This window comes from Pedobacter ginsenosidimutans (assembly GCF_001442625.1).
Taxonomy (GTDB): Bacteria; Bacteroidota; Bacteroidia; order Sphingobacteriales; family Sphingobacteriaceae; genus Pedobacter; species Pedobacter ginsenosidimutans.
Map to the genome: position 1 here is coordinate 53021 of NZ_LMZQ01000010.1, position 21407 is coordinate 74427.

At 37.3% G+C, this 21407-nt stretch carries 19 protein-coding genes; 7 read left to right on the forward strand and 12 right to left on the reverse strand.

The features are described from left to right. Positions 1-10: 10 nt before the first annotated feature. Complete coding sequence (locus ASU31_RS14790; RefSeq protein WP_057933071.1) at positions 11-1177, reverse strand: galactokinase; 1167 nt, start codon at positions 1175-1177, stop codon at positions 11-13. Positions 1178-1253: 76 nt separating this feature from the next. Here ASU31_RS14790 and ASU31_RS14795 point away from each other — a divergent pair, with 76 nt between their 5' ends. Together ASU31_RS14795 and ASU31_RS14800 are read left to right on the forward strand one after the other, a co-directional pair. Next, positions 1254-2303 carry an aldose epimerase family protein gene (locus ASU31_RS14795; RefSeq protein ID WP_057933072.1) on the forward strand — a complete coding sequence of 350 codons (1050 nt, stop codon included), beginning with the start codon at positions 1254-1256 and terminating at the stop codon, positions 2301-2303. A 2-nt stretch (positions 2304-2305) separates the two neighbouring features. Beyond that, entirely contained in the window at positions 2306-2701 is a 396-nt protein-coding gene (locus tag ASU31_RS14800; RefSeq protein WP_057933073.1) for a DUF1398 domain-containing protein, read from the forward strand. A gap of 125 nt (positions 2702-2826) precedes the next feature. Here ASU31_RS14800 and ASU31_RS14805 read toward each other — a convergent pair whose 3' ends face one another. The 4 genes from ASU31_RS14805 to ribD are packed head-to-tail and all read right to left on the reverse strand — an operon-like array spanning position 2827 to position 6268. Then, positions 2827-3687, reverse strand: a complete 861-nt coding sequence (locus ASU31_RS14805) for a nucleoside phosphorylase (protein ID WP_057933138.1) — start codon at positions 3685-3687, stop codon at positions 2827-2829. A 57-nt stretch (positions 3688-3744) separates the two neighbouring features. Continuing rightward, positions 3745-4359 (reverse strand): IMPACT family protein, encoded by a 615-nt coding sequence (locus ASU31_RS14810; protein ID WP_057933074.1) that lies wholly within the window; start codon positions 4357-4359, stop codon positions 3745-3747. Next, on the reverse strand, positions 4346-5215 hold the full coding sequence (locus tag ASU31_RS14815; RefSeq protein ID WP_057933075.1) for a DMT family transporter: 870 nt from the start codon (positions 5213-5215) through the stop codon (positions 4346-4348). The genes ASU31_RS14810 and ASU31_RS14815 overlap by 14 nt, the downstream gene beginning before the upstream one ends. Then, positions 5216-6268, reverse strand: coding sequence for a bifunctional diaminohydroxyphosphoribosylaminopyrimidine deaminase/5-amino-6-(5-phosphoribosylamino)uracil reductase RibD (ribD, locus tag ASU31_RS14820; RefSeq protein ID WP_057933076.1), 1053 nt, complete (start codon positions 6266-6268; stop codon positions 5216-5218). It lies immediately after the preceding gene. A gap of 80 nt (positions 6269-6348) precedes the next feature. Here ribD and prmC point away from each other — a divergent pair, with 80 nt between their 5' ends. After that, on the forward strand, positions 6349-7209 hold the full coding sequence (gene prmC / locus ASU31_RS14825; protein ID WP_057933077.1) for a peptide chain release factor N(5)-glutamine methyltransferase: 861 nt from the start codon (positions 6349-6351) through the stop codon (positions 7207-7209). Positions 7210-7331: 122 nt separating this feature from the next. On the opposite strand, the gene xerD is transcribed toward prmC, so the two are convergent. Then, complete coding sequence (gene xerD / locus ASU31_RS14830; RefSeq protein WP_057933078.1) at positions 7332-8231, reverse strand: site-specific tyrosine recombinase XerD; 900 nt, start codon at positions 8229-8231, stop codon at positions 7332-7334. A gap of 49 nt (positions 8232-8280) precedes the next feature. Between xerD and aroQ the strand changes: the two genes are divergently transcribed. Beyond that, positions 8281-8697, forward strand: coding sequence for a type II 3-dehydroquinate dehydratase (gene aroQ / locus ASU31_RS14835; RefSeq protein ID WP_057933139.1), 417 nt, complete (start codon positions 8281-8283; stop codon positions 8695-8697). Between the two features lie 13 nt (positions 8698-8710). Next, positions 8711-9430: a TlpA family protein disulfide reductase gene (locus ASU31_RS14840; protein ID WP_057933079.1), complete on the forward strand. Its 720-nt coding sequence runs from the start codon at positions 8711-8713 to the stop codon at positions 9428-9430. On the opposite strand, the gene ASU31_RS14845 is transcribed toward ASU31_RS14840, so the two are convergent. Next, positions 9427-10440: a glycosyltransferase family 2 protein gene (locus ASU31_RS14845; RefSeq protein WP_057933080.1), complete on the reverse strand. Its 1014-nt coding sequence runs from the start codon at positions 10438-10440 to the stop codon at positions 9427-9429. The genes ASU31_RS14840 and ASU31_RS14845 overlap by 4 nt on opposite strands. Before the next feature lie 8 nt (positions 10441-10448). Then, positions 10449-11321: a lysophospholipid acyltransferase family protein gene (locus ASU31_RS14850; RefSeq protein ID WP_057933081.1), complete on the reverse strand. Its 873-nt coding sequence runs from the start codon at positions 11319-11321 to the stop codon at positions 10449-10451. Positions 11322-11360: 39 nt separating this feature from the next. On the opposite strand from ASU31_RS14850, the gene ASU31_RS14855 reads away from it, so the two are divergent. After that, positions 11361-11735 (forward strand): WbqC family protein, encoded by a 375-nt coding sequence (locus ASU31_RS14855; RefSeq protein ID WP_245224543.1) that lies wholly within the window; start codon positions 11361-11363, stop codon positions 11733-11735. A 268-nt stretch (positions 11736-12003) separates the two neighbouring features. On the opposite strand, the gene ASU31_RS14860 is transcribed toward ASU31_RS14855, so the two are convergent. From ASU31_RS14860 to ASU31_RS14875, 4 genes are all read right to left on the reverse strand, one after another. Beyond that, positions 12004-14454, reverse strand: coding sequence for a TonB-dependent receptor domain-containing protein (locus tag ASU31_RS14860; RefSeq protein ID WP_057933082.1), 2451 nt, complete (start codon positions 14452-14454; stop codon positions 12004-12006). 123 nt (positions 14455-14577) lie between these two features. Beyond that, entirely contained in the window at positions 14578-17031 is a 2454-nt protein-coding gene (locus ASU31_RS14865; protein WP_083505373.1) for a TonB-dependent receptor domain-containing protein, read from the reverse strand. A 44-nt stretch (positions 17032-17075) separates the two neighbouring features. Further along, a complete protein-coding gene (locus ASU31_RS14870; RefSeq protein WP_057933084.1) occupies positions 17076-18815 on the reverse strand; it encodes a PspC domain-containing protein in 1740 nt (579 codons plus the stop codon). A 14-nt stretch (positions 18816-18829) separates the two neighbouring features. After that, positions 18830-19165 (reverse strand): PadR family transcriptional regulator, encoded by a 336-nt coding sequence (locus ASU31_RS14875; RefSeq protein WP_029275299.1) that lies wholly within the window; start codon positions 19163-19165, stop codon positions 18830-18832. A gap of 595 nt (positions 19166-19760) precedes the next feature. On the opposite strand from ASU31_RS14875, the gene ASU31_RS14880 reads away from it, so the two are divergent. After that, entirely contained in the window at positions 19761-21212 is a 1452-nt protein-coding gene (locus tag ASU31_RS14880) for an amino acid permease (protein WP_057933085.1), read from the forward strand. Positions 21213-21407: the final 195 nt, after the last annotated feature.

A 21407-nucleotide genomic window follows, 5' to 3' on the forward strand; every position in this document is an offset into this window, starting at 1 on the left:
GGAGCTGTGCTTATCTATAAGTATCTGTTGTTAAATGTGGGCCATTACCAATTTCGCTAATGTAAATTGTGGCGGGGTAGCCAATCTTATCTACGTAATCATTTGTCAGTTGTTTTGCGAAGTCTTCTTCAAAGCCTTTCTCCAACAAAGCTATCGCACATCCGCCAAATCCGGCACCAGTCATACGGGCGCCTATAACGTGATCATAATCTGTGCAAAAATCAACAACTGTATCCAATTCTTTTCCGCTTACTTCATATAGTGTTCTTAACGATTCGTGAGAGGCATACATCAAGCGACCAAATTCTTCAAGGTTTCCGCCGTTTAAGGCTTTCGCAGCCAAATGAACCCGATCATTTTCTTTAACCACATGTGTTGCACGGTTTAAAATAGTTTCATCTGTTATCAAATGGCTATGTAAAGCAAATTTCTCAGCAGTTAATTCGCAAAGATAATGAAGTGTTATTTCTTGGTTCAGCAATTTCAGGGCAGTTTGGCATTCTGCCACACGCTCGTTGTATTTAGAATCTGCTAATTCTCTTGGTTTATTGGTATTGATGATGGCCAAAACATATTTGCCCAGGTCAACATCAACCATTTTGTATTTTAAGGTCTCACAGTCTAAAACAATTGCTTTGTTTTTTTCGCCAAATGCAACTGCAAACTGATCCATAATACCAGAATTTAGGCCTATAAAATCATTCTCAACACGTTTGGCAATTTTAACCAGTTCCAGTTGGTCATAACCAAGATCAAAATAAGAATTTAAAGCATAAGCAGTGGCAATTTCTATAGATGCTGAAGAGGAGAGCCCTGATCCGATTGGGATATTTCCATAAAACAGAAAATCTACTCCATTAATTTCTTTTCCATCCTTAATAAATTCGTTGATCACACCTATAGGGTAATTGGCCCATAAGCTGCCATCTTTATCGTTTACAATGTTACTTTCAACTAAGGTCTGAATTTCAAAGTTTAAGCTTTTAAACCTGAATTTGTGATCATTATTTGGGGCAATAGCTACCCAGGTTCCCAGGGTAATGGCACAGGGCATAACCAAACCGCCATTATAATCGATGTGTTCGCCAATGAGGTTAACACGCCCGGGGGTAAAATAAACGGCATCAGCTTTTTTGTGGTATTGCTCAGCAAATTTTTCCTCAAGGTTAATGTTCATTCGGCTAAAATATATTTATAAAAAGCATTAATAATAGTATGTTTGTTTAGGAAACAAAAGCCCTAAGTTACAATTTATGAGCGTTCAGCAAATACCTACCGGAAAAATTATTGATGGCGAAGAAGTTATCGCAATCGAACTAACCAACAGTAAAGGCACTTATGTGAAAATATTCAATTATGGTGCGATTATTAACAAATTTGTAGTTAAAAATGCTAAAGGCGAAAAGCAGGATATCGTTCTTGGTTTCGACACTTTTGATGAATATCTTGATCCGGCTTATCTGGCAAATGGGGCCTATTTGGGTGCCGTAGTTGGTCGTTATGCAAACCGCATTAAAAATGGCAGGTTCACCATTGATGAAGAAACGTACCAATTGGCACAAAATGCAGGTACAGATACCTTACATGGCGGTATTGTAGGATTTGATAAAAAAGTTTGGGATGTTCTTGAAATTGGTGATGGACCACAATCGTCAGTTACGTTACAATATGAAAGTGTAGATGGCGAAGAGAATTTTCCTGGAAACCTGATCATTGATTTAACTTTCGAACTTACCGAAAATGATGAATTGATTTTAAGCTATGAAGCAGAAACTGATCAGGCTACTGCAATTAATTTAACACATCATGGTTATTTTAACTTAGCACCAAACGGAGGTAATATTAAAAACCACAAACAGCAGATTTTTGCTTCAAATTACCTTGAGCAGGACAGCAACTATTCTGTAACGGGTAAATTGATCCCTGTTGAAGGTACACACATGGATTTTACAAAATCTAAAGCGATAGGTCAGGATTGGGATGAGGAAGAAGGTTACGACCAAACCTACGTTCTGGATAAAATCTATGGCGATTTATCGTTAGCAAGTAAAACAATTGAAGAAGAAAGTGGTTTAGTTTTAAGTGTATATACTACAGAACCGGTAGCGCATCTGTATACTGCAAAATATTTAGATGTTAAAAATGGTAAAGGTGGAAAAGATTATGGAAGTTACGGGGCATTTTGTGTAGAAACCCAACATCATCCAAATGCAGTTAATGTTCCAGCGTTTCCGAGCACTATTTTGAGACCAGAAGATCTGTATACGCAAACAACGATTTACAAAGTTTCACTAATCAAATAATTATGTTTACCATCGAAGACATCCGGGCAGCAGAATCAAAAATTAAAACTGGTGCAGATTTCCCTCAGTTTATTAAAGAAATTAAGGAAATGGGTGTTAAGCGAAACGATGTATATGTATCCAATGGCTTGTCGATTTATTTTGATGATGAAGATAATGCAGAACAGATCAGTCCTGATGAATATCCGAGTTTGATTATAAATGATGAACCGTCTGCTGGTAAGTTAACACATGCTTTGAAAATACATCAACAGGGAGAAACCGATTATTTTACCTTTTGCAAGCAAGCTGCAGATGCGGGTGTAGAGAAATGGGTAACCGATCTTGAAGAAATGACCTGTACTTATTTAGATGCTGAAGGCAATGAATTGGTAAAAGAAAATATCCGTAAGGTTTAATCATATATGTAATGGTAATTGTTTGTGGGTTTTGATTTAATCATTGGCCATAAACAATTGCCATTTATATTTAAGATACTTCAGTGATCTTAGATGGAAACATCTGACATTCAATAGTTTTTTATTTAAATTCTTTCAAGCACCATTTTTATCGCTTGCTCTACAATTTTGTTTGGCTCCTTGCTAAATTCGAAATTTACACGACTGGCTAAAATGGCATTTACTGAAATTGCGTTGTGACCTAAAACTTTGGCCAGTGCATAAATCCCTGCGGTTTCCATTTCCAGATTGGTAATGCGGTGCTGATTGCTTTTAAAACTGTTAATTAAGTCAATAAAATCGGGAACTGCATTTTTAGCACGTACAATTCTACCCTGTGGAGCGTAAAAACCAGGCGCCGTAATGGTTATGCCTTTCGCCATGTCTTTTCCAATCGTATTCAATAATGTTTCACTCGCTGCGGTTAAATAAGGATTGATATTTTTAAGATGCCCAAAGTGTGCTTTGATATCATCCATTAAAATCTGTTCATCACCAGATAATTTTTGAAGGTAATAATTCATTAAGGCATCCATCCCTAAGCCGTAAGAAGAAGCTAAAATCGTCCCCATTGGAATATCCGGTTGAACGGCCCCAGAGGTACCGACTCTGATAATATTTATTGAAGTAAGCTCTTTTTTAATTTCACGGGTTTCAAAATCAACATTAACCAGTGCGTCTAACTCATTAAAAACAATATCAATGTTATCAGTACCAATACCTGTTGAGAGTACAGTAACGCGTTTTTTGCCTAGATAACCGGTATGGGTGATAAATTCGCGTTTACCTTTTTTAAACTCTATTTTGTCGAAATATTTGCTTACCTCCCCAACACGGTCAGGATCGCCAACGGTAATTACAGTATCAGCAATATCACCAGGCAAAAGGTTTAGGTGGTATATGCTGCCATCAGGATTGATGATTAAGTCGCTTTCGGATATTTTCATATTTGGTTTATCTTGCCCACGGATTTCGCTGATCAACGCAGTTTTTATCTGTGGTTATTAAACAGTCTGAAGGTATTTTAATTTAATACCTTCAATTTTATCAAATTTACTTAAAACCTGATTGAGTTGTGCTTTTCTTACTTCAAATTTCAATATACAATCCGTATCAAATTGTTGCGCCAAAATCTGTAAGTTCTCCTCTTTGCTCAACTTCATTACATCGTTCATCTGAAGGTAATCGAAATGCGCTTCGTAAACATCGTTAATCGTTTTGTTAATGATTGTAGATGCTTTAATTGCTTGTATACTAGATGCTTTATATGCGTTAATTAAACCTGGTACGCCAAGTAATGTACCTCCAAAATAACGCACTACAACAATTAGGGTATTAGTCAGGTCTTCTGATAACAAACAGTTCAGGATTGGCCTGCCTGCAGTACCCGAAGGTTCTCCATCATCATTCATTCGATAAACAGATCGATCTGGTGTTAAGCGGTATGCATAACAAAAATGATTGGCCTTAACATGTTCTGCGCGAAGTTTGTTAATAATCGGCTTTAATTCTAATTCACTACGGATTGGATAGGCGTATGCAATAAATTTGCTCCCTTTATCTCGAAAGATACCCTCTGAGGCACTTTCGATAGTTTTATAAGAATCATCGAACAGCATTTTGTGATAGTGTAATGAAGATAATGGCTGCAATTGCCAAAGTTATACCTGCGTAATTTAATTTGCTCAGCTTTTCTTTAAAAGCAATAACACCAATTAAGGTGCCTATTATAATTACGCCTAAATTCATCGCTGCAAAAACGGTAGATGGATTTTCTGCCAGCGCTTTATGGGCTTTCATGTAAAAAAGGATATTGCCAAAATTGAAGAAGCCTAAAATAAATCCACAAACCACATTTACCAATTGTATTTTTATTTTGCCAGCCGCTACCATCGAAATTACAATAAGCAATGAAACAATAAATGCCAGGCAAAAAACAGCAAAAAGCGAGGTAGTGTAAGGTAATTCTTTATATAATGCAATTTGTTTAAAAAGGACGTCGATTACCCCAAAACCGACAAAAACCATAATGGGGTAGAGCAGGCTTCCTTTACTACCTTCTTCCTGACCAGATTTTCGAAGAAAAGTTAAAAAAATAGCCGCAAAACCGATCGCCAGGCCAACAATTTTCAGGTTATTAAAATCTTCTTTAAAGATAAAATAAGCCGCTAGTATCGGGATAAATAGTGACAAACGTTGTGCGATATCGGTTTTAACAATACCAAGGTTTTTTACCGATGCAGCAAGGAATAAAAATACCGATGGCAATAGGATAGCCAGGGCAATATAAATAGGCCATGGTGCGGTAGAGGTGATCAGTTTAACATCGGGCTTAAAAAAAAGAAAACATAAGCTTAATGCAGCAAAGTAATTAATGGTAACGGCTTGAATAATACTGATTTGGTACCGTTTTGCCAGCTTTAATAAAACAGCTACGGTAACACTACAGCAAATGCTTAAAATAATGTAGATCATTTATTTGATTTCGTTTAGATAGATAGAGAGTTTGTCATTTCCGATTTGTACTGTTTCCTGCAGATTTCCATTAATATTTGGAGAAGAAACCCCATCGCCCCAGCTGGTAGATGAAGTAAAAATACGTGCTTCATCCCATAGGTTAGTATTTAAAAATTGATTTAAAATATTGGCGCCACCCTCAATAATTACCGATTGTATATCCATCAGGTAAAGCTGAAAAGCGATTTTTTGCGCTAAATAAAAGTGCATATCTTCCATCTGGATATAATGGATATTTTCAATAACATCAGTTTTAACCTCATTAAAGATAATGGTTTTGGCTGCTGTATTGAAGATATGATTCGTTACTGGCACCTGAAGGTTCTTGTCTATTACCAAACGGATAGGGTTTTTGCCTATCCATTCTCGGGTGGTTAAATGTGGATTATCCATAATGGCAGTCTGTTTCCCGATCAGGATTGCATCTTCTTCGCCACGCCATTGATGCGCCAAACGTTTGGCCAAAACTCCGCTTATCCATTTCTGGTGACCATCTTTTGTTGCAAAATAACCATTCGCAGTTTCAGCCCACTTTAAGATGATATAAGGTCTTTGTTTTTGTATCCTGGTAAAAAACCTTCTGTTGAAATAGCGGCATTCATCATCCAAAATTCCACTCACCACTTCAATTCCTGCATTTCTGAGTTTTTCGATGCCTTTACCATCAACACCTGAAAAAGGGTCTCTATTGCCAATCACTACTTTCTTTAGCTGATGTCTTACCAATAAATCGGCACAGGGTGGTGTTTTGCCAAAATGGGCACATGGTTCTAAATTAACATAAGCAGTAGCCTGTTTCAAGAGATTTTCGGCCTCATTACCATGTTTATCAAAAACAGCTTTAACGGCATTGGGTTCGGCGTGCGATTTTCCATATTCCTGATGATATCCTTCTCCAATAATTTTGCCGTCTGCAACAATAACACAGCCAACCATTGGGTTCGGACTAACATTCCCTAAAGCTATGGCTGCTAGGTCAAGACAGCGTTTTATATAAAATTCATCGCTCATTAGGGCAAAAGTAGTAAAAAAAGAGTCATGGCCTTATCAAAAGAGAACCGTTATCATCCCAATTAAGTAATTTTGTAAATATGAAGATAGGAGAATTAGCGGCACATTACGAACTCGAACTTGAGCCTTTATACGATAGTAATGAAGCAAAAGCATTATTTAGTGTTGCTGCCGAGCAAGTTTTGGCTTTATCTTCAGCTAAACTGATCATGCAAAAGGATATCGATATCAGCTTTATCAATATGCAGAAGCTTTTGAGCATCCTTAACGATTTGCAGATCGGAAAACCCATTCAGCATATTTTGGAAGAAGCCCATTTTTATGGCGCAGTATTTAAAGTTAATGAACAAGTGCTTATCCCGAGGCCAGAAACAGAAGAACTGGTAGATTGGATCATTTCAGATAACAGTTCGCGGTTTTTAGTTAACACTAACTACAAAATCAGTATTCTTGATATTGGAACCGGCTCTGGATGCATTCCCATCACACTTAAAAAACATTTGCTAAAAGCTGAAGTATCTACATTGGATGTTTCTGCTAATGCGATTGCTGTAGCCAAAGAAAATGCAGAACGGATCAATGTGAAAATCAAATTTATTGAAGCAGATATTTTGACTTTCAAATCTGAAGAAAAATTTGATGTCATTGTAAGTAATCCTCCTTATATCAGGGATTTAGAGAAATCGGATATGCATAATAACGTATTGGTATACGAACCACATTTAGCATTGTTTGTTCGTGACGAAAACCCATTAATATTTTATAAAGCTATTGCTGATTTTGCAAGAACAAACTTAAAACCTAACGGGCAACTTTATTTCGAAATCAACGAATATTTAAGTAAAGAAATGATTGAAATGTTAGTTTCTAAAGGATTTATTGATATTAAGTTAAGGAAGGATATGCAAGGAAAAGACAGGATGGTAAGAGCAGGTATTTAAGATGTTTGAAGTCCGAGGCAGGAGGTCAGAAGATTTGTTGTTGAGTAGTAAAATACTCGACGTTTGTCCTCCTGAACTTGTTTCAGGATATATAATTAAAGGTGCTTTAGTCTTTCTGCTCTTCAACTCCTCGGATGAAACTGCGTAATTACCTCTCTTAAGTAATCTCTATCAATATGCGTATAAATTTCTGTGGTGGTAATACTCGAATGGCCAAGCATTTCCTGTACGGCGCGTAAGTCGGCCCCTCCTTCAATTAAATGTGTGGCAAAGGAATGCCTTAAAGTGTGTGGACTGATTGTTTTCTTTAGTCCTGTCGCTATGGCCAGGCTTTTAATCAGGTTAAAAATCGAAATACGTGAAAGTTTAGCGCCAAAACGGTTTAAAAAGATGAAATCTTCATGCCCTTTTTTAATGTTAGCATGCACACGTACTTGGTTGATGTAAATATCGAGCAGTTTTAAGGCTACGCTTCCAATGGGAACTAAACGTTCTTTATTTCCTTTTCCAATTACTTTTATAAATTCGATATGTGGGAACACATTTGAGATCCTTAGTTCGGTTAATTCTGTTACACGCAAGCCACAGCCGTATAACACTTCCATAATGGCTTTATTGCGCATGCCCTCAGGCTTTGAGGCATCTATGGCCGCAATAAGTTCATTAATCTCGTAAATGTTTAATGTGTCTGGTAATTTTCTGCTGAGTTTTGGTGCTTCAAGCAATGCTGTAGGATCATTTGAAATTACATCTTCGAGCATTAAATAGGCGAAGAAAGCTTTTAATCCCGATATTACCCGGGCCTGTGTACTGGCTTGCATACCCAGTTCATTCAACCAAGAGATAAAGGATTTTAGATCACTTATATTGACGTCAGTTAGTTTGGGTTCTTCGTTTAAAAATTGAAAATATTGGATCAATTTATCAATATCACCCAGATAGGCATCAACAGAATTACCAGATAACGACCGCTCTAGCTTTAGATATGATTTAAATCCTTTAATATATGACGGCCAAAGCATGCTTTTATTTGAGATTTTTTATAACATTGCAACGTTACAACATTATATTATGAAAATACAAATTATTAACGGACCAAACTTAAACTTATTAGGTGTACGCGAACCTTCTATTTACGGAAATACCAGTATCGAAGATTATATTAAAGAATTAAAAACGGTTTATCCGGATATCGAAATTGAATACTATCAAAGTAATGTTGAGGGCGAAATTATTAATAAACTGCATGAAGTTGGTTTTAGTTATGATGGGGTAGTGCTTAATGCAGGTGGTTATACCCATACTTCCGTTGCCATTGCTGATGCGATTGCAGCTATTAAAACTCCTGTGGTTGAGGTGCACATATCCAATATTTATGCCCGCGAAGAATATCGTCATGTTTCTTTAACCGGTAAAAACTGCCAAGGTGTTTTAACTGGATTTGGTATGAACGGTTATCGTTTGGCTATTGAAAGTTTGTTGATCTAGATTTCTTATAAATATGCTCAGAAATCTATTATTAATCGCTCTGTTATTTTGTTCTCTTTTTTCTTCTGCGCAAGATAATAATCCTAAGAAAAATGTACTCAACGAGCAATCGGTTGTGAGGGGAGAAGATGGCTTGGTTTATCCTTATCAAGTTTGGAAAAAGCTGATGGCCACCGGCAAATATGGATTACGCGATCGGAAAACAAAAACCGAAAGCGGAAAGCCAGAGTACGTAATTGTTGAGTTAACCGAATCCCAGAAGGTTGCCTACTTTGAAAGTATAACAAAGCCAACACCAAGCGATGTTTTTATGCTTGATCAGGTTTTTACAGGAGTAAAAGTTACGGATATGAACGGCCAAAAATTCGATCTAAGAAACTTGAATGGAAAGACATTGGTGCTAAATTTTTGGTTTACCGGCGGAAATACAGGAAAAATATTAATTCCCCAACTAAACGATCTTTTTGATGAATTTAAAGACAATAAAAATGTTGTTTTTTTATCAATCTGTAATAATGATAAAAATCAAATCAAAGATTTTTTAAAAGAAACTCCATTTAAATTTAACATTGTAGATGATGCACGTAATATAGCTGAAAAATATAATGTTAATCGCTATCCGACAACTGTTGTAATAGATAAAAATAATCAAGTAAAATTTAGTAGTGTAGGTGTTTCTTCGAGTACAGGCTATTGGATAAAAAAGGCCATTGAAGAATCGTTAGTACGCTAAGTTAACTTGGAAAAGTATTTAATCTTCTTAATAAAAAATGCCCAGACAACACTGTTGTTATACACTCCAGCATGTTGGCTATACGCTTTTTGAACGGCTTTCCGTTTTTTGTTCGTTTTTGAAAGCGATTTAAGGAAATGCCAGTGGCCTTTGCTCACCGCTATTGTAAATTTAGGTTTGCCGGTAAGCAAAAAGTGCCACCATGCAATAAAATCTATAAACATCCTGATTGTTATTCGGAAAATGGCATCACCTGCAGGTAGGTTTTTCTGCATGATGATGAGGTTGTTTCTGAAGTTGAGATAAGTTTTAAAAGGATTCTCCGTTTGCAGTGTTCCACCACCAACATGATAAACTTCGGCATCCGGACAGTACATAATCTTGTAATTGAGGTTCTTTAAACGCCAGCACAGATCTATCTCCTCCATATGAGCAAAAAGATCGGCATCTAAACCACCCGCTTCTTGCCAGCATTTGCTTTTAACAAAAAATGCAGCTCCGCTGGCCCAAAAAACTTCCGTTTTATCATTGTACTGGTCATTGTCAAACTCATATACATTAAACAGTCTGCCACGGCAGAAAGGAAAAGAATAGATGTCCAGATAACCTCCGGCAGCACCTGCATACTCAAATTGTTTCTTGTTTAACTGCCATTTAATTTTAGGTTGTGCTGCAGCAATCTGTACATCGCTTTCCATTAAATCAATTACGGGCTTTATCCAATTGGGGGTTACCTCTACATCCGAATTGAGCAGGATAAAATAATCAGCCTCAACACGTTCTAAAACCTTGTTATAGCCTCCTGCAAAACCGTAATTCTGGTCGTTTTGGATAATTTTAACGGTAGGAAAGTTTTCTTGTAAAAACAAAACTGAATCGTCGGTGGAGGCGTTATCTCCCACAACAATTTGCAGATTATCATATTCAGAAAGCAAAATTCCGGGTAAAAATTGCTTTAAATATGCTTTTCCATTCCAGTTTAAAATTACAACAGCTACTGATGGGTTCATTCTTTTTCTTATTCGGGTTTAAATTTCCAGCGTTTATGGCTCCAAAGCCAGTATTGAGGCTGTTCTTTAATAATATTTTCTAAAAACTTAAAGTGCAGATTCGTAATCGCAAACTCATCCATGTTAGCTGGATCGAGGCACATAGGTAAAACTTCTACATGGTAATAACCTTTTTTAACTACGCTAACTTTAAAATAGTATATTGGTCTTTTAGTAGATTTTGCAATTTTTTCTACTCCTAAAAGTGCAGCAGTTTGCTGGTGTAAAAAATCTACAAAATATTTGGTTTCTTCTCTGGTTGGTGATTGATCGCTTGCAAAACACAAAAGTGTAGGCTCATTTTTATAGGTGGCCATACCACGGAGCGTCTGTCTCATGGCTATGAAAACATTGCCATATTTTGTACGCATACAATCAAACCAGGTTTCAAAAATTTTGTTGTTGATGGGTTTATAAATCACCATGGTTTTGGCAGAAATACTAAGTCCTAAAGCTAAAGTGCCTAATTCCCAGTTACCATAGTGACCAGTACAGGCAAGTACACTTTCTCCAGTTTTAAAATGAGTTTCTAGTTGTTCTAAGCCCGTAAATTTTACCCGTTTTAAAGTTTCAGCCTTCGAAATGCTGGTCATTTTAATAATTTCGAAAATAAGTTCAGCCAGATAGCGGAAGAATTTTTTCTCAATAGTTTTAATTTCGGTGAGTGATTTCTCAGGAAAGGATTGTGTTAAATTCTGTCTGACAACTTTTTTTCTATAGCCTATTACATAATAAAGCAGATAATATAGTAATCTTGCAAAAAAAAAGAGCAAAGACAAAGGCAGCAGCGATAACAGGTATAAAAAAAATACGCTAACGTGCGCAATCCCTCTTTTAATCATTATTTTTAAAACGTTTCAACTACAAACATAAATTTTCAAATGCAGAATACAGCTATACTTCCATTATTTTATCTTCCACCAGTGGGCTATTTTAGTTTATTACAAAAGCTGGAGGTAGATTTTTTAATCGAAAAACATGAACATTTAGCTAAGCAAACTTACCGCAACAGGGCCAGTATTTATTCGCCAAACGGAAAACTCGATATTACCGTTCCTGTGGTTAAAGGTTCAAAAACACACACGCAAATGAAGGATGTGCGGATTAGCTATGATTTTAAATGGCAACGTTTACATTGGTTGAGCTTAGAAAGTTGCTATAGAAGTTCTGCCTATTTTGAGTTTTATGAAGATGAACTTTCGCGGTTTTACAATCAAAAATTTGAAACTAGTATCATTATCCGTAGCATTTATTGATAAATAACCGCCACTATTATGGCATCCGTAAGCTAAAGCGGCAAATAAAATTGCGATACTGTATATTATATTTTTCATGTTACTATTAAATTGTAATTGTTAAAAATTGTCATCCTGAGCTTGTCGAAGGACAAATGTTTTTTGTTTTCACCAATTAAAGGTCTTCGACAGGCTCAGACTGACAGCACCTCATTAAGCTAAAGATATCCTTTCTGCTCCCTCGAACGGGGACTGGATTCTTGTCCAAACTTTACACTCCGACTAGGGACTAACCTCCTCCCGCTCTTCCCTTAATATCATCGGTAGCTGTATTTCTAGACCGGGCCGATTTCACATTCTGGTTTCCGAAATTGTAGCTGATGCTGAAATTTGCCCTTCGGCTGGTGTAGCGGTTCACTACGTTCATATTGATGTTCTGATAAACCAGTTTCCCCTCCCAATGATTGGTAAGTAAAATATCATCCATATTTAAACGTAGTTTAAGCTTTTTATTCATTAAAGTTTTCTGGATTCCGGCATTTAAAGCGCCCTGATAAATGGTGGTTTGCTCTACACCCGAAACCCGTGGGGAGTTCAGCCATGCACTAATTTCGATACTAAAGTTTTGAGGTAAGGTAAAGGAATTGGAAGTAAAAACATTTACCGCAGCCTTTCCCGCACTGTATGTAGCACCTTCAATATTTCCATCATTAAATTTGCTGTAATAAACACTAACATTATTTTGAATATTCCACCATTTCGTAACCTTAACAGGAACATATAAATCGGCAGCGTAATTCTGGAAACGGCCTAAATTCTGGCGGATTACGCTGATTACCCGGGTAGCATCATCCTGTTTACTAATTTGCGTAATCATATCACGGGTATTCGAATAGCTCAGCGAAAAAGAAGCTTGTTTATAACTGTAACTGATCTGGTAATTATCAGTAAACTGAGGTTTCAGATAAGGATTTCCCTGATCAACCGCCAGAGGGTCCATGTAAAACACAAATGGATTAAGCTGTTGGTAATTCGGATGGTCTACCCTTCTGCCATAAGAGTAACGGATGTTATGGTTTTCACTGATCTTCTGATTAACAAAAACCGTTGGAAAAACAGATAGATAGTTCCGGTCTACTTCTTTCTGGTCGGTTACAGAAGTGCCATTAGAATGTGTGTGCTCCGCCCTTAAACCCACCTGAACCTGAAATACCTTCCATTCTTTAGAGAAACTACCATAAATGGCGTTGATATTTTCTTTATATACAAAGTTGTTCGATTTACCAAGATCATTTTGCCATACGCCAGATATCAACTGTTCAGAAATAAAATCGTTATTCGTAACTACATAACTGCTTTTTAACCCCGTTTCAATTTTCATCGTTTTAGAAATCGGCAAAGTGAAATCCGTTCTGGCGGCATACACGTTAATCTCCGCATCCGTATTATTTCTTAAACTGGTTTGGTTGGTTGGGTTGCCGTTTGCATTTAAATAATTGGCTAAAAAATTTTCATCTTTTTTATTGCTGAAACCCGAATAATCCACATCGAAAGTAAGGCTCTTCCCTTTTTTATCGAAATCGTGTTTAATGTTAAAGTTGGCTGTTAAATTACCCACAGGCGAACTCGAGTTGGCATCCTGTAAAATATAGCTGAGGTTCGAAGTTCCATTCTGCACCGCATTAATATTGGTATTGCTAAAATTGGTCAGTTTGGTGTTTACCGTATTGGCATCCAACATCACCCCGAAAACTGTTTTCTCAGAAGCATAATAATCTGCGCCTAGTTTCCCCTGAAAACCAACACCTTTATTTTTACGGTCGAAATTTTGCGTAAGTGAACTGGCCAAACCCTCAGATAAAGTGGTACGGGTTAAAAAGGTATTGTTAAACTGGGCTTTGCGTGCTACGGCACCATTTCCAAAAATGTTCCATTTACCTTGCCTGTGATTTAAGTTCAGGTTTACCGCGGCACGGAATAAATCGCTGGGCGAATCGGGCATAATGCCCTGCCCGGTATTAACAGAAACCGTACCATTGGTACCATAAGCTTTGTTGCGTTTTAGTCTGATGTTGATGATCCCGGCATTTCCGGCAGCGTCGTACCTGGCAGATGGATTGGTAATGAGTTCGATGGTAGAAATCTGATCGCTGCTCATATTGCTCAACAATGTGGTAACATCAGCACCCGATAGGAAATTCGATTTCCCATCGATCATCACCATCACACCACTTTTATTATTCAGTTTAATCTGGTCGTTTTGGCGGTCGATCTGCACGCCTGGGGCTTTCTCTAACACTTCTAAAGCCGTGCCTCCAGTTGCAATAATGCTATTTTCTACATTCAGTACCGTTTTATCGATCTGATGTTCAATAAAAGGTTTTTTGCCCTGAACGCTTACTTCTTTTAATTGTTTGCTTAAACTTTCGATACCAATGGTTGGCAATTTTAAATCACCATTGACTGAAAAGTGATCCGTCTTTTTACGCTTAAAACCAACGATCGAGATTGACAGCAGATACTCACCGTTTTTTAACTGGTCGATTGTAAAAGCGCCCTCGATATTGGTCGATACACTTTTAACCACCATGGTATCAGGATAGTTTAAAATCCGAACAATGGCAAACGACACCGGGACAGTCTTTTCATCGACGATTTTTCCCGTCAAAGTATTTAATTTTTGGGCAAAAGAAGCCCTACACGCTATTAAGCATGCAACTAGCGTAAGTAATATTTTCATGATTTCTTCTTTTTAGGCGTTCTATTTTTAATACTGAGACAAATCTGTTATTGCGAAACACAGACGACCCGGAACCTCTGCCTTCAAGCTTAGCCCCTGTGCTTTAGACTAAGGACTAAAAAATTAACCCCCGGCTCTTCCCTTAATATCATCTGCTGCTGTTTTCCGGTCTGGGTTTGATTTTAGATTTTGGTTGCCAAAACTATAACTGATATTGAAAGATACCCTTCTACTGATGTAATTATTCTGCACCCTTAAATTCACATTCTGATAATCGAGCGTTCCTTTCCAGTAGTTGGTTTGAAAAATATCATCAACATTTAACTTAAGTTTTAAAGCTTTGTTCAGAAAACTTTTCTGCACACCAATATTTAAAGCATACTGATAAATAGTGGTCCGTTCTAAACCCCTAACTTTTGGTGAGTTTAACCAGAAATTGGTTTCAAATGCCCAGTTATCGCCCAAAACAATCGAATTTACAGTATTAAAATTGTAGAATACTTTACTTAAAGCAAAGGGTGCGCCTTCTAAATTATCATCATTGAATTTATTATAAGAAACCCTAAAATTGTTTTGCAAATTCCACCATTTGGCAATGGTTACCGGAACAGACAAGCCCGCAGAGTAGTATTCCCCGCTGCCAATATTCCCTTGCCCAACAGTAACTATTCTGGTGCTATCGTTTTGTGCGGTTTTACTATCTAAAATTAAATCTTTTGTTTTAGCATAACTCAATGAAAAAAATAATCCGCTTTTATAATTGTAACTCACCTCAAAATTATTGGTAAACTGGGGTTTTAAGTATGGGTTTCCCTGTGCTATGGTATAAGGATCCATGTAAAAATTAAATGGATTTAACTGCTGGTAATTTGGTCGGTCTATCCGTCGGCCATAGGTGTAACGTAGATTACTACTTTCGGAAATTTTCTGATTAATAAAAACTGTTGGAAATAATGATAGATAATCTTGCTTTACCGATGTATTATTGGTTACCGATGTTCCGGTAGATTGGGTATACTCTGCCCGTAAACCAGCCTGAACTTGCCACTTACCCCAATCTTTCGATAAATTTGCATAAGCTGCATTTACGTTTTCTTTGTAAATAAAATTATTGCTTTGCCCTACAACATTTTGCCATTCATTATTTACCAATGCCAATGATAAAAAATCGTTATTTGTTTTAACATAAGCACTTTTCAGTCCTGTTTCTATCTTTGCAGTTTTTGAAATCGGCCAGGTAAAATCTATTTTTGCAGCATAAATATCAATCGCCGTTTTACTATTATTTTTAATCACTGTATTATTATAAACAGCACCTTTATCATCGTAAAAATTGGTATTAAAATTTTCCAGTCCTGAATAATCAAAGCCAGAATAATCGGCATCAAAGTTTAAACTTGCACCCTCTTTTTTAAAATCATGCCTGATATTAAAATTTGCACTATAATTTTTATTTGGGGTATTCGCATCAGAATATTGGATTAACGAATTATTACCGGCAACTCCATCCTTAATTTCGTTTATAAAGGTTTGAGAGAAATTATCCAATTTACGTGTACTGGTACTGCCATCGAACATAATTCCTATCGTTGTTTTTTCAGCTGCATAATAATCTGCACCTAATTTTGCGGCCAACCGCGATCCTGTATATATTTTTTGAAAATTCTGGTTAAACATACTCTGTAAACCATTGGCATTGGTGCTCCTTTCTAAAAATAAATTCGAAAAATTATTATTTTTTGAAGCATTTGCATTGGTGAAAAAATTCCACTTTTCTACACGGTGATTTAAATTGAAGTTAAGCTCCGATCCGTAAATATTGGTGGGTAAGTTAGCCCTTATTGCATTGCGATAGGTTGACGAGACATTTCCGTTGGTGCCAAATGCCTTATTCTTTTTTAGTTTGATGTTGATGATGCCCGCATTGCCGGCAGCATCATATTTAGCCGATGGATTGGTAATAATTTCGATAGTAGCAATCTGGCTGCTACTTAAGCCATTTAGATAAACCGTTAAATCGGCACTCGATAAAAAGTTGTTCTTCCCATCAATCATCACCATTACACCCGATTTATTGTTCAATAAAATCTGATCATTTTGCCTGTCTAACTGTACACCTGGTGCCTTCTCTAAAATTTCAAGCGCGGTACCGCCTGTTGCAATAATGCTGTTCTCTACATTCAGTACCATTTTATCGATCTGATGTTCAATAAAAGGTTTTTTGCCCTGAACGCTCACTTCTTTTAATTGTTTGCTTAAACTTTCGATCGTGATGGCAGGTAATTTCATGTCTTCGTTAAGCGAAAAACGGTTAGTTTTTTTACTTTTAAAACCCACTATAGAAATCGACAATACATACTCGCCGCTTTTCAACTGATCAATTGCAAATTCTCCTTCAATATTGGTCGATACGCTTTTAACCACTGTGGTATCAGGATAATGCAGCACCCTAACAACCGCAAACGATACCGGAACAGTCTTTTCATCAACAATTTTCCCTGTAAGTTTATTTAATTTTTGGGCAAAGGAAGCCCCACATGCCATAAAGCATGCAACTAGCGTAAATAATGTTTTCATGGCTTTTTTCTTATAGGTACTTTTATGATGTTTATCGGATCGTATTATTCAGGCGCTATACCCAATTCTTCCTTAACTTCCTTAATCCGGTTTGATACGGAGTCCTGATAAAGGGTATCATTAGGTTTATCTTGCTTCAAATGGTCTAAATCACGTAGCTCCTGCTCTAACTTTTCCTTTTTTAACGCCTCTTCTTTTAATTTTGCAACGCATTTCAAACCATCATCCGTCATAATCCATACACTAGAATCGTTGTGGTCGTTTTCGCTGTCATTACATTCCCAGGTCCAGTAATTATTAACATAGCGGTAAGCATCCTGCTTTAAAATTAATTTTGTACCCACCGGAATTTCAAGATTTAACCTTACTTCCTGGTTTCTCCAAATGGTTCCCTTTCTCAATTGAAACCGCGGACTAAAAATCAGTTCAGCATCTTTCACTACATAATTGTAGCTAATGTTCTGTGCATTTTGCAAGGCACTTTGAAAAGTTTTACCCTGCGATTCGTACTTCTGTGTTAAACGGGTAACACCGGTTTCACTTTTGTTAATATCAATGCGGATATGGTTCGGTGAAACAAAAGGTCCGTCTTCAAAATCATCAACTACAATCTGGTGGCGATTATTCGCATCAATGTGGTAAGCCACGCTATCTTCTTTGCTGAAATATTTACTTTTATCGATATTAATGGTATATACCGGATAAGCTTTCAGGTCGGTTGTTTGTGTTAACTCTGCATGTTGCTTAAATTCTGACGAAATCTTGGCTGCCTGATAACCCGTTACCGCTACACCAGCCAACCAGATAATTAACAAAGCGAAAGAAAGTGTTTTATTAATGGCCTGTTTGTTAAAAGCTACCCTGATCGAGAATAACACCAGGGCTAAAACCGGTACAAAGCAAACAATAAATACACCAAATAAAATCGCCCCCCTATTGCCTTCATTTATAATGGAAAAGGGAAAATATTCATAAATACTGGCATCCCAAAATCCCTGAAAAGCGGCCGTACCTATAATTAAAGTAATTAAAAAGAGTACACCAAACACAACGATAAAACCCGCAATTACTTTAAAAATAACCTTTCCGGTGCCCGAGATAAACCGGCCAAGCCATTCGAAAAACTCTCCGATAAAATTCCCTAAACGGGCAAATATAGGCTGAGCATGTTTATTTACTTCGCCCAAACGTTCCTTAACGGCCTGTAGCTCTTCATCTAAGTTCTTTTGGAAACCCTGAAGATTTGCCGGTTCGCCTTTCATTTCCATCCTTTCGATACGCGATTTGGCCTTTGGCATGATGATCCAGAGTATGGCATACACCAATAATCCAAATCCACCGGCAAAGCTGATCAGTAACGTAGCCAACCTGATCCATTTAGGATCGGCGTTTACATAATGTGCAATACCTGCACAAACACCGGCTACTACGCGGTCGTCCATATCGCGGTATAGTTTTTTCTCCTTGTATTGGTATTGATAGTTATTGTTGATCACAGGTTCTTCTTCACCTTCCTCTACCGTATCAAAATCCTGCACCTTGCCCATTTGCGCAATCACCGAATTTACGTTGGCCGAATCTACCACTTGTTTTTTCTGCTCTTCCAATTGCTCGGTTAACAGTTCGGCAATCCGGTTTTCGATATCCGTTACAATTTCAAGGTCATCTGCATGGTTGGCAAAATACTGTTTTACTTCGTTCAGGTAGGCCTTTAAGAGTTCGTAAGCACTTTCTTCAATATGAATAATCGTGTTCCCTATGTTTATGATGATGGTCTTTTCCATTTCCTTTTTAATATTTATGAATTGGCTCCTTTTTGTGAAATACCTACAGCATAAGCCAGCTCCTGCCAGGTTTGATCTAGTTGTGATAAAATACCCCGACCATCTTCGGTTAAGGTATAATATTTACGCGGTGGGCCTGAGGTAGACTCTACCCAGTTGTAGCTTAACAAACCGTTGTTTTTAAGCCTCGTTAATAATGGATATAATGTACCCTCAACCACCAATAGCTTTGCCGTCCTTAATTCGGCAATAATATCCGAAGCATATATTTCGCCCCGTGAGATGATTGATAAAACACAGTACTCCAGAATTCCCTTCCGCATTTGTGTTTGCGTATTTTCTGCTATCATAATACAAAGATATATGTTTTATATACTACCATGCAATACATAGTACTAAAATAAATTAAAGTAAAATCATAAAACACTGATTATCAGTTAAATAATTTTAAATAAAATTTTGTGTTTTGGAAACAATTCTGTAAAAGGTGGAAACTTTTAATACTTTTTAGAAAAGCAAGGCCTTGTAATGCTTCGGTTTATGCAGTCCTGCTGTTGCCCATAGTCCCGATTTATAATGCTTTAAAAACAAATATTTTGATAAAATCGGGAGCTATTTGGCGCCATCAGGTTTAAGGTGTAGAGGGTTGGCGTTACTATTAACGGTTTTTGGAATAATGCCAGAACAGTCCCTTGTAAATAAACCCGACAGAGCGGGTAGCCCGCATCCCGATTTTTCATCGGGAGAGGACTACAAGCGATGGCGGGACTGCAGCTCCCATGAAAAACAGGACGCAGATTTTCTAAAAAAAGAAATTTGTAGTAACTGTTATAGCTTTCCAAGATCCGCTTGCACACATGCCTATTCAGGCTTCTAGGAATTAAATATATAAATACTATAGATTTAATATATTTTAATAATTTTGCAGCGTCTTAACTTATTTTCATGAAAAAATCTATTGCCAGCATTGTTGCTGAGGCAAACGAAAGCGGCGAAGGAACGCTCAAAAGAACCTTAGGCCCCATTAATCTTATTTTAATTGGCGTAGGCTTAACGCTTGGTGCAGGTTTATTTTCAATTACAGGTTTGGCCGCAGCCAATCACTCTGGCCCGGCAGTTACCCTATCTTTTGTTATCGCGGCATTGGGCTGTGGTTTTGCAGCTTTGTGTTATGCTGAGTTTGCATCCATGATCCCTGTCGCAGGCAGTGCCTATACTTATTCTTATGCCACCATGGGCGAACTCTTCGCCTGGATTATAGGCTGGGATCTGGTATTGGAATATTCTGTGGGTTGTGCTACCGTAGCCATCAGCTGGTCGCAGTATTTAACCAGGTTTTTGGCCAGCTTGCATATTTATCTCCCTCCGCAATTAACCTTATCCCCTTTCGAAACCGCTAAACTTGCCGATGGCTCTACCGTTAATGGTATTGTTAATATCCCTGCAGCATTGGTGGTGGTATTAATGACAGCCATATTAATCCGTGGCACCAAAGGTTCTGCCATTGTAAATGGAATTATTGTATTTCTTAAAGTTGGTGTGGTATTGGTTTTTATTGCGCTGGGCTGGCAATATATCGATCCTGCAAACTACCACCCATACATCCCCGAAAATACCGGAACATTTGGTCAGTTTGGCTGGAGCGGTGTTTTACGTGGTGCTGGTTTAGTGTTTTTTGTATTTATCGGCTTCGATGCCGTAGCAGCTTCGGCACAGGAAACAAAGAATCCAGCGAGAGATTTACCAATTGGTATTATTGGATCATTAGTAGTTTGTACGGTTCTTTTTGGTTTGTTCGGGCATGTGATGACTGGTTTGGCCAATTATAAAGAATTTGCCAACAGTGGTGCCCCGGTAGCCATTGCCATCGAAAAAACACCTTATGCCTGGTTAAGTCAGGCTATTATTTTAGCTATCCTTATCGGTTATACTTCTGTAATTTTAATCGATTTAATGGCACAGTCGCGAATGTTCTACTCCATTAGTAAGGATGGCTTATTGCCAAAGATGTTTTCTGATGTACATACTAAATTTAAAACGCCGTACAAATCGAACATTATACTATGTGTATTTATTGGACTTTTTGCTGCATTTGTCCCCATGAATGTGGTAGGCGAAATGACAAGCATTGGTACCTTGTTGGCCTTTTTAATGGTTTGTGTTGGCATCCTGATCTTAAGAAAAACAAATCCCGAAGCTAAACGTCCATTTAAAGTTCCTTTTGTGCCCTTAATCCCTATTTTGGGCATTTTAACCTGTATTGCCATGATGATATTTTTACCATGGGAAACTTGGGTTAGGTTAGCGGTCTGGTTAATTATTGGTTTAGCCATTTACTTCTGGTACGGTAAAAAGAATAGCAAATTAAAAGCACAGCAAAACAAGGAAGAGCAATAGCTAAACTCATTACTATGCATATAACACGCTTAAGCTGTTTGATTTTCTATACAGCTTAAGCGGCTATTTATCACCCAATTGTATTTAAAAAAGAATAAATATCAGTCTAATAACAAAAAAGCAGAAGTTATTAACAATTCAACATTTTTTTAGGCTTTTGGCTTGGGATTTGTCTTAAGAAAATTAACCCTTTTA

Coding starts and splice junctions, on each gene's coding strand:
- ASU31_RS14790 (WP_057933071.1), bottom strand. CDS start 1,177: ATGAACATTAACCTTGAGGAAAAATTTGCTGAGCAATACCACAAAAAA.
- ASU31_RS14795 (WP_057933072.1), top strand. CDS start 1,254: ATGAGCGTTCAGCAAATACCTACCGGAAAAATTATTGATGGCGAAGAA.
- ASU31_RS14800 (WP_057933073.1), top strand. CDS start 2,306: ATGTTTACCATCGAAGACATCCGGGCAGCAGAATCAAAAATTAAAACT.
- ASU31_RS14805 (WP_057933138.1), bottom strand. CDS start 3,687: ATGAAAATATCCGAAAGCGACTTAATCATCAATCCTGATGGCAGCATA.
- ASU31_RS14810 (WP_057933074.1), bottom strand. CDS start 4,359: ATGCTGTTCGATGATTCTTATAAAACTATCGAAAGTGCCTCAGAGGGT.
- ASU31_RS14815 (WP_057933075.1), bottom strand. CDS start 5,215: ATGATCTACATTATTTTAAGCATTTGCTGTAGTGTTACCGTAGCTGTT.
- ribD (WP_057933076.1), bottom strand. CDS start 6,268: ATGAGCGATGAATTTTATATAAAACGCTGTCTTGACCTAGCAGCCATA.
- prmC (WP_057933077.1), top strand. CDS start 6,349: ATGAAGATAGGAGAATTAGCGGCACATTACGAACTCGAACTTGAGCCT.
- xerD (WP_057933078.1), bottom strand. CDS start 8,231: ATGCTTTGGCCGTCATATATTAAAGGATTTAAATCATATCTAAAGCTA.
- aroQ (WP_057933139.1), top strand. CDS start 8,281: ATGAAAATACAAATTATTAACGGACCAAACTTAAACTTATTAGGTGTA.
- ASU31_RS14840 (WP_057933079.1), top strand. CDS start 8,711: ATGCTCAGAAATCTATTATTAATCGCTCTGTTATTTTGTTCTCTTTTT.
- ASU31_RS14845 (WP_057933080.1), bottom strand. CDS start 10,440: ATGAACCCATCAGTAGCTGTTGTAATTTTAAACTGGAATGGAAAAGCA.
- ASU31_RS14850 (WP_057933081.1), bottom strand. CDS start 11,321: ATGATTAAAAGAGGGATTGCGCACGTTAGCGTATTTTTTTTATACCTG.
- ASU31_RS14855 (WP_245224543.1), top strand. CDS start 11,361: ATGCAGAATACAGCTATACTTCCATTATTTTATCTTCCACCAGTGGGC.
- ASU31_RS14860 (WP_057933082.1), bottom strand. CDS start 14,454: ATGAAAATATTACTTACGCTAGTTGCATGCTTAATAGCGTGTAGGGCT.
- ASU31_RS14865 (WP_083505373.1), bottom strand. CDS start 17,031: ATGAAAACATTATTTACGCTAGTTGCATGCTTTATGGCATGTGGGGCT.
- ASU31_RS14870 (WP_057933084.1), bottom strand. CDS start 18,815: ATGGAAAAGACCATCATCATAAACATAGGGAACACGATTATTCATATT.
- ASU31_RS14875 (WP_029275299.1), bottom strand. CDS start 19,165: ATGATAGCAGAAAATACGCAAACACAAATGCGGAAGGGAATTCTGGAG.
- ASU31_RS14880 (WP_057933085.1), top strand. CDS start 19,761: ATGAAAAAATCTATTGCCAGCATTGTTGCTGAGGCAAACGAAAGCGGC.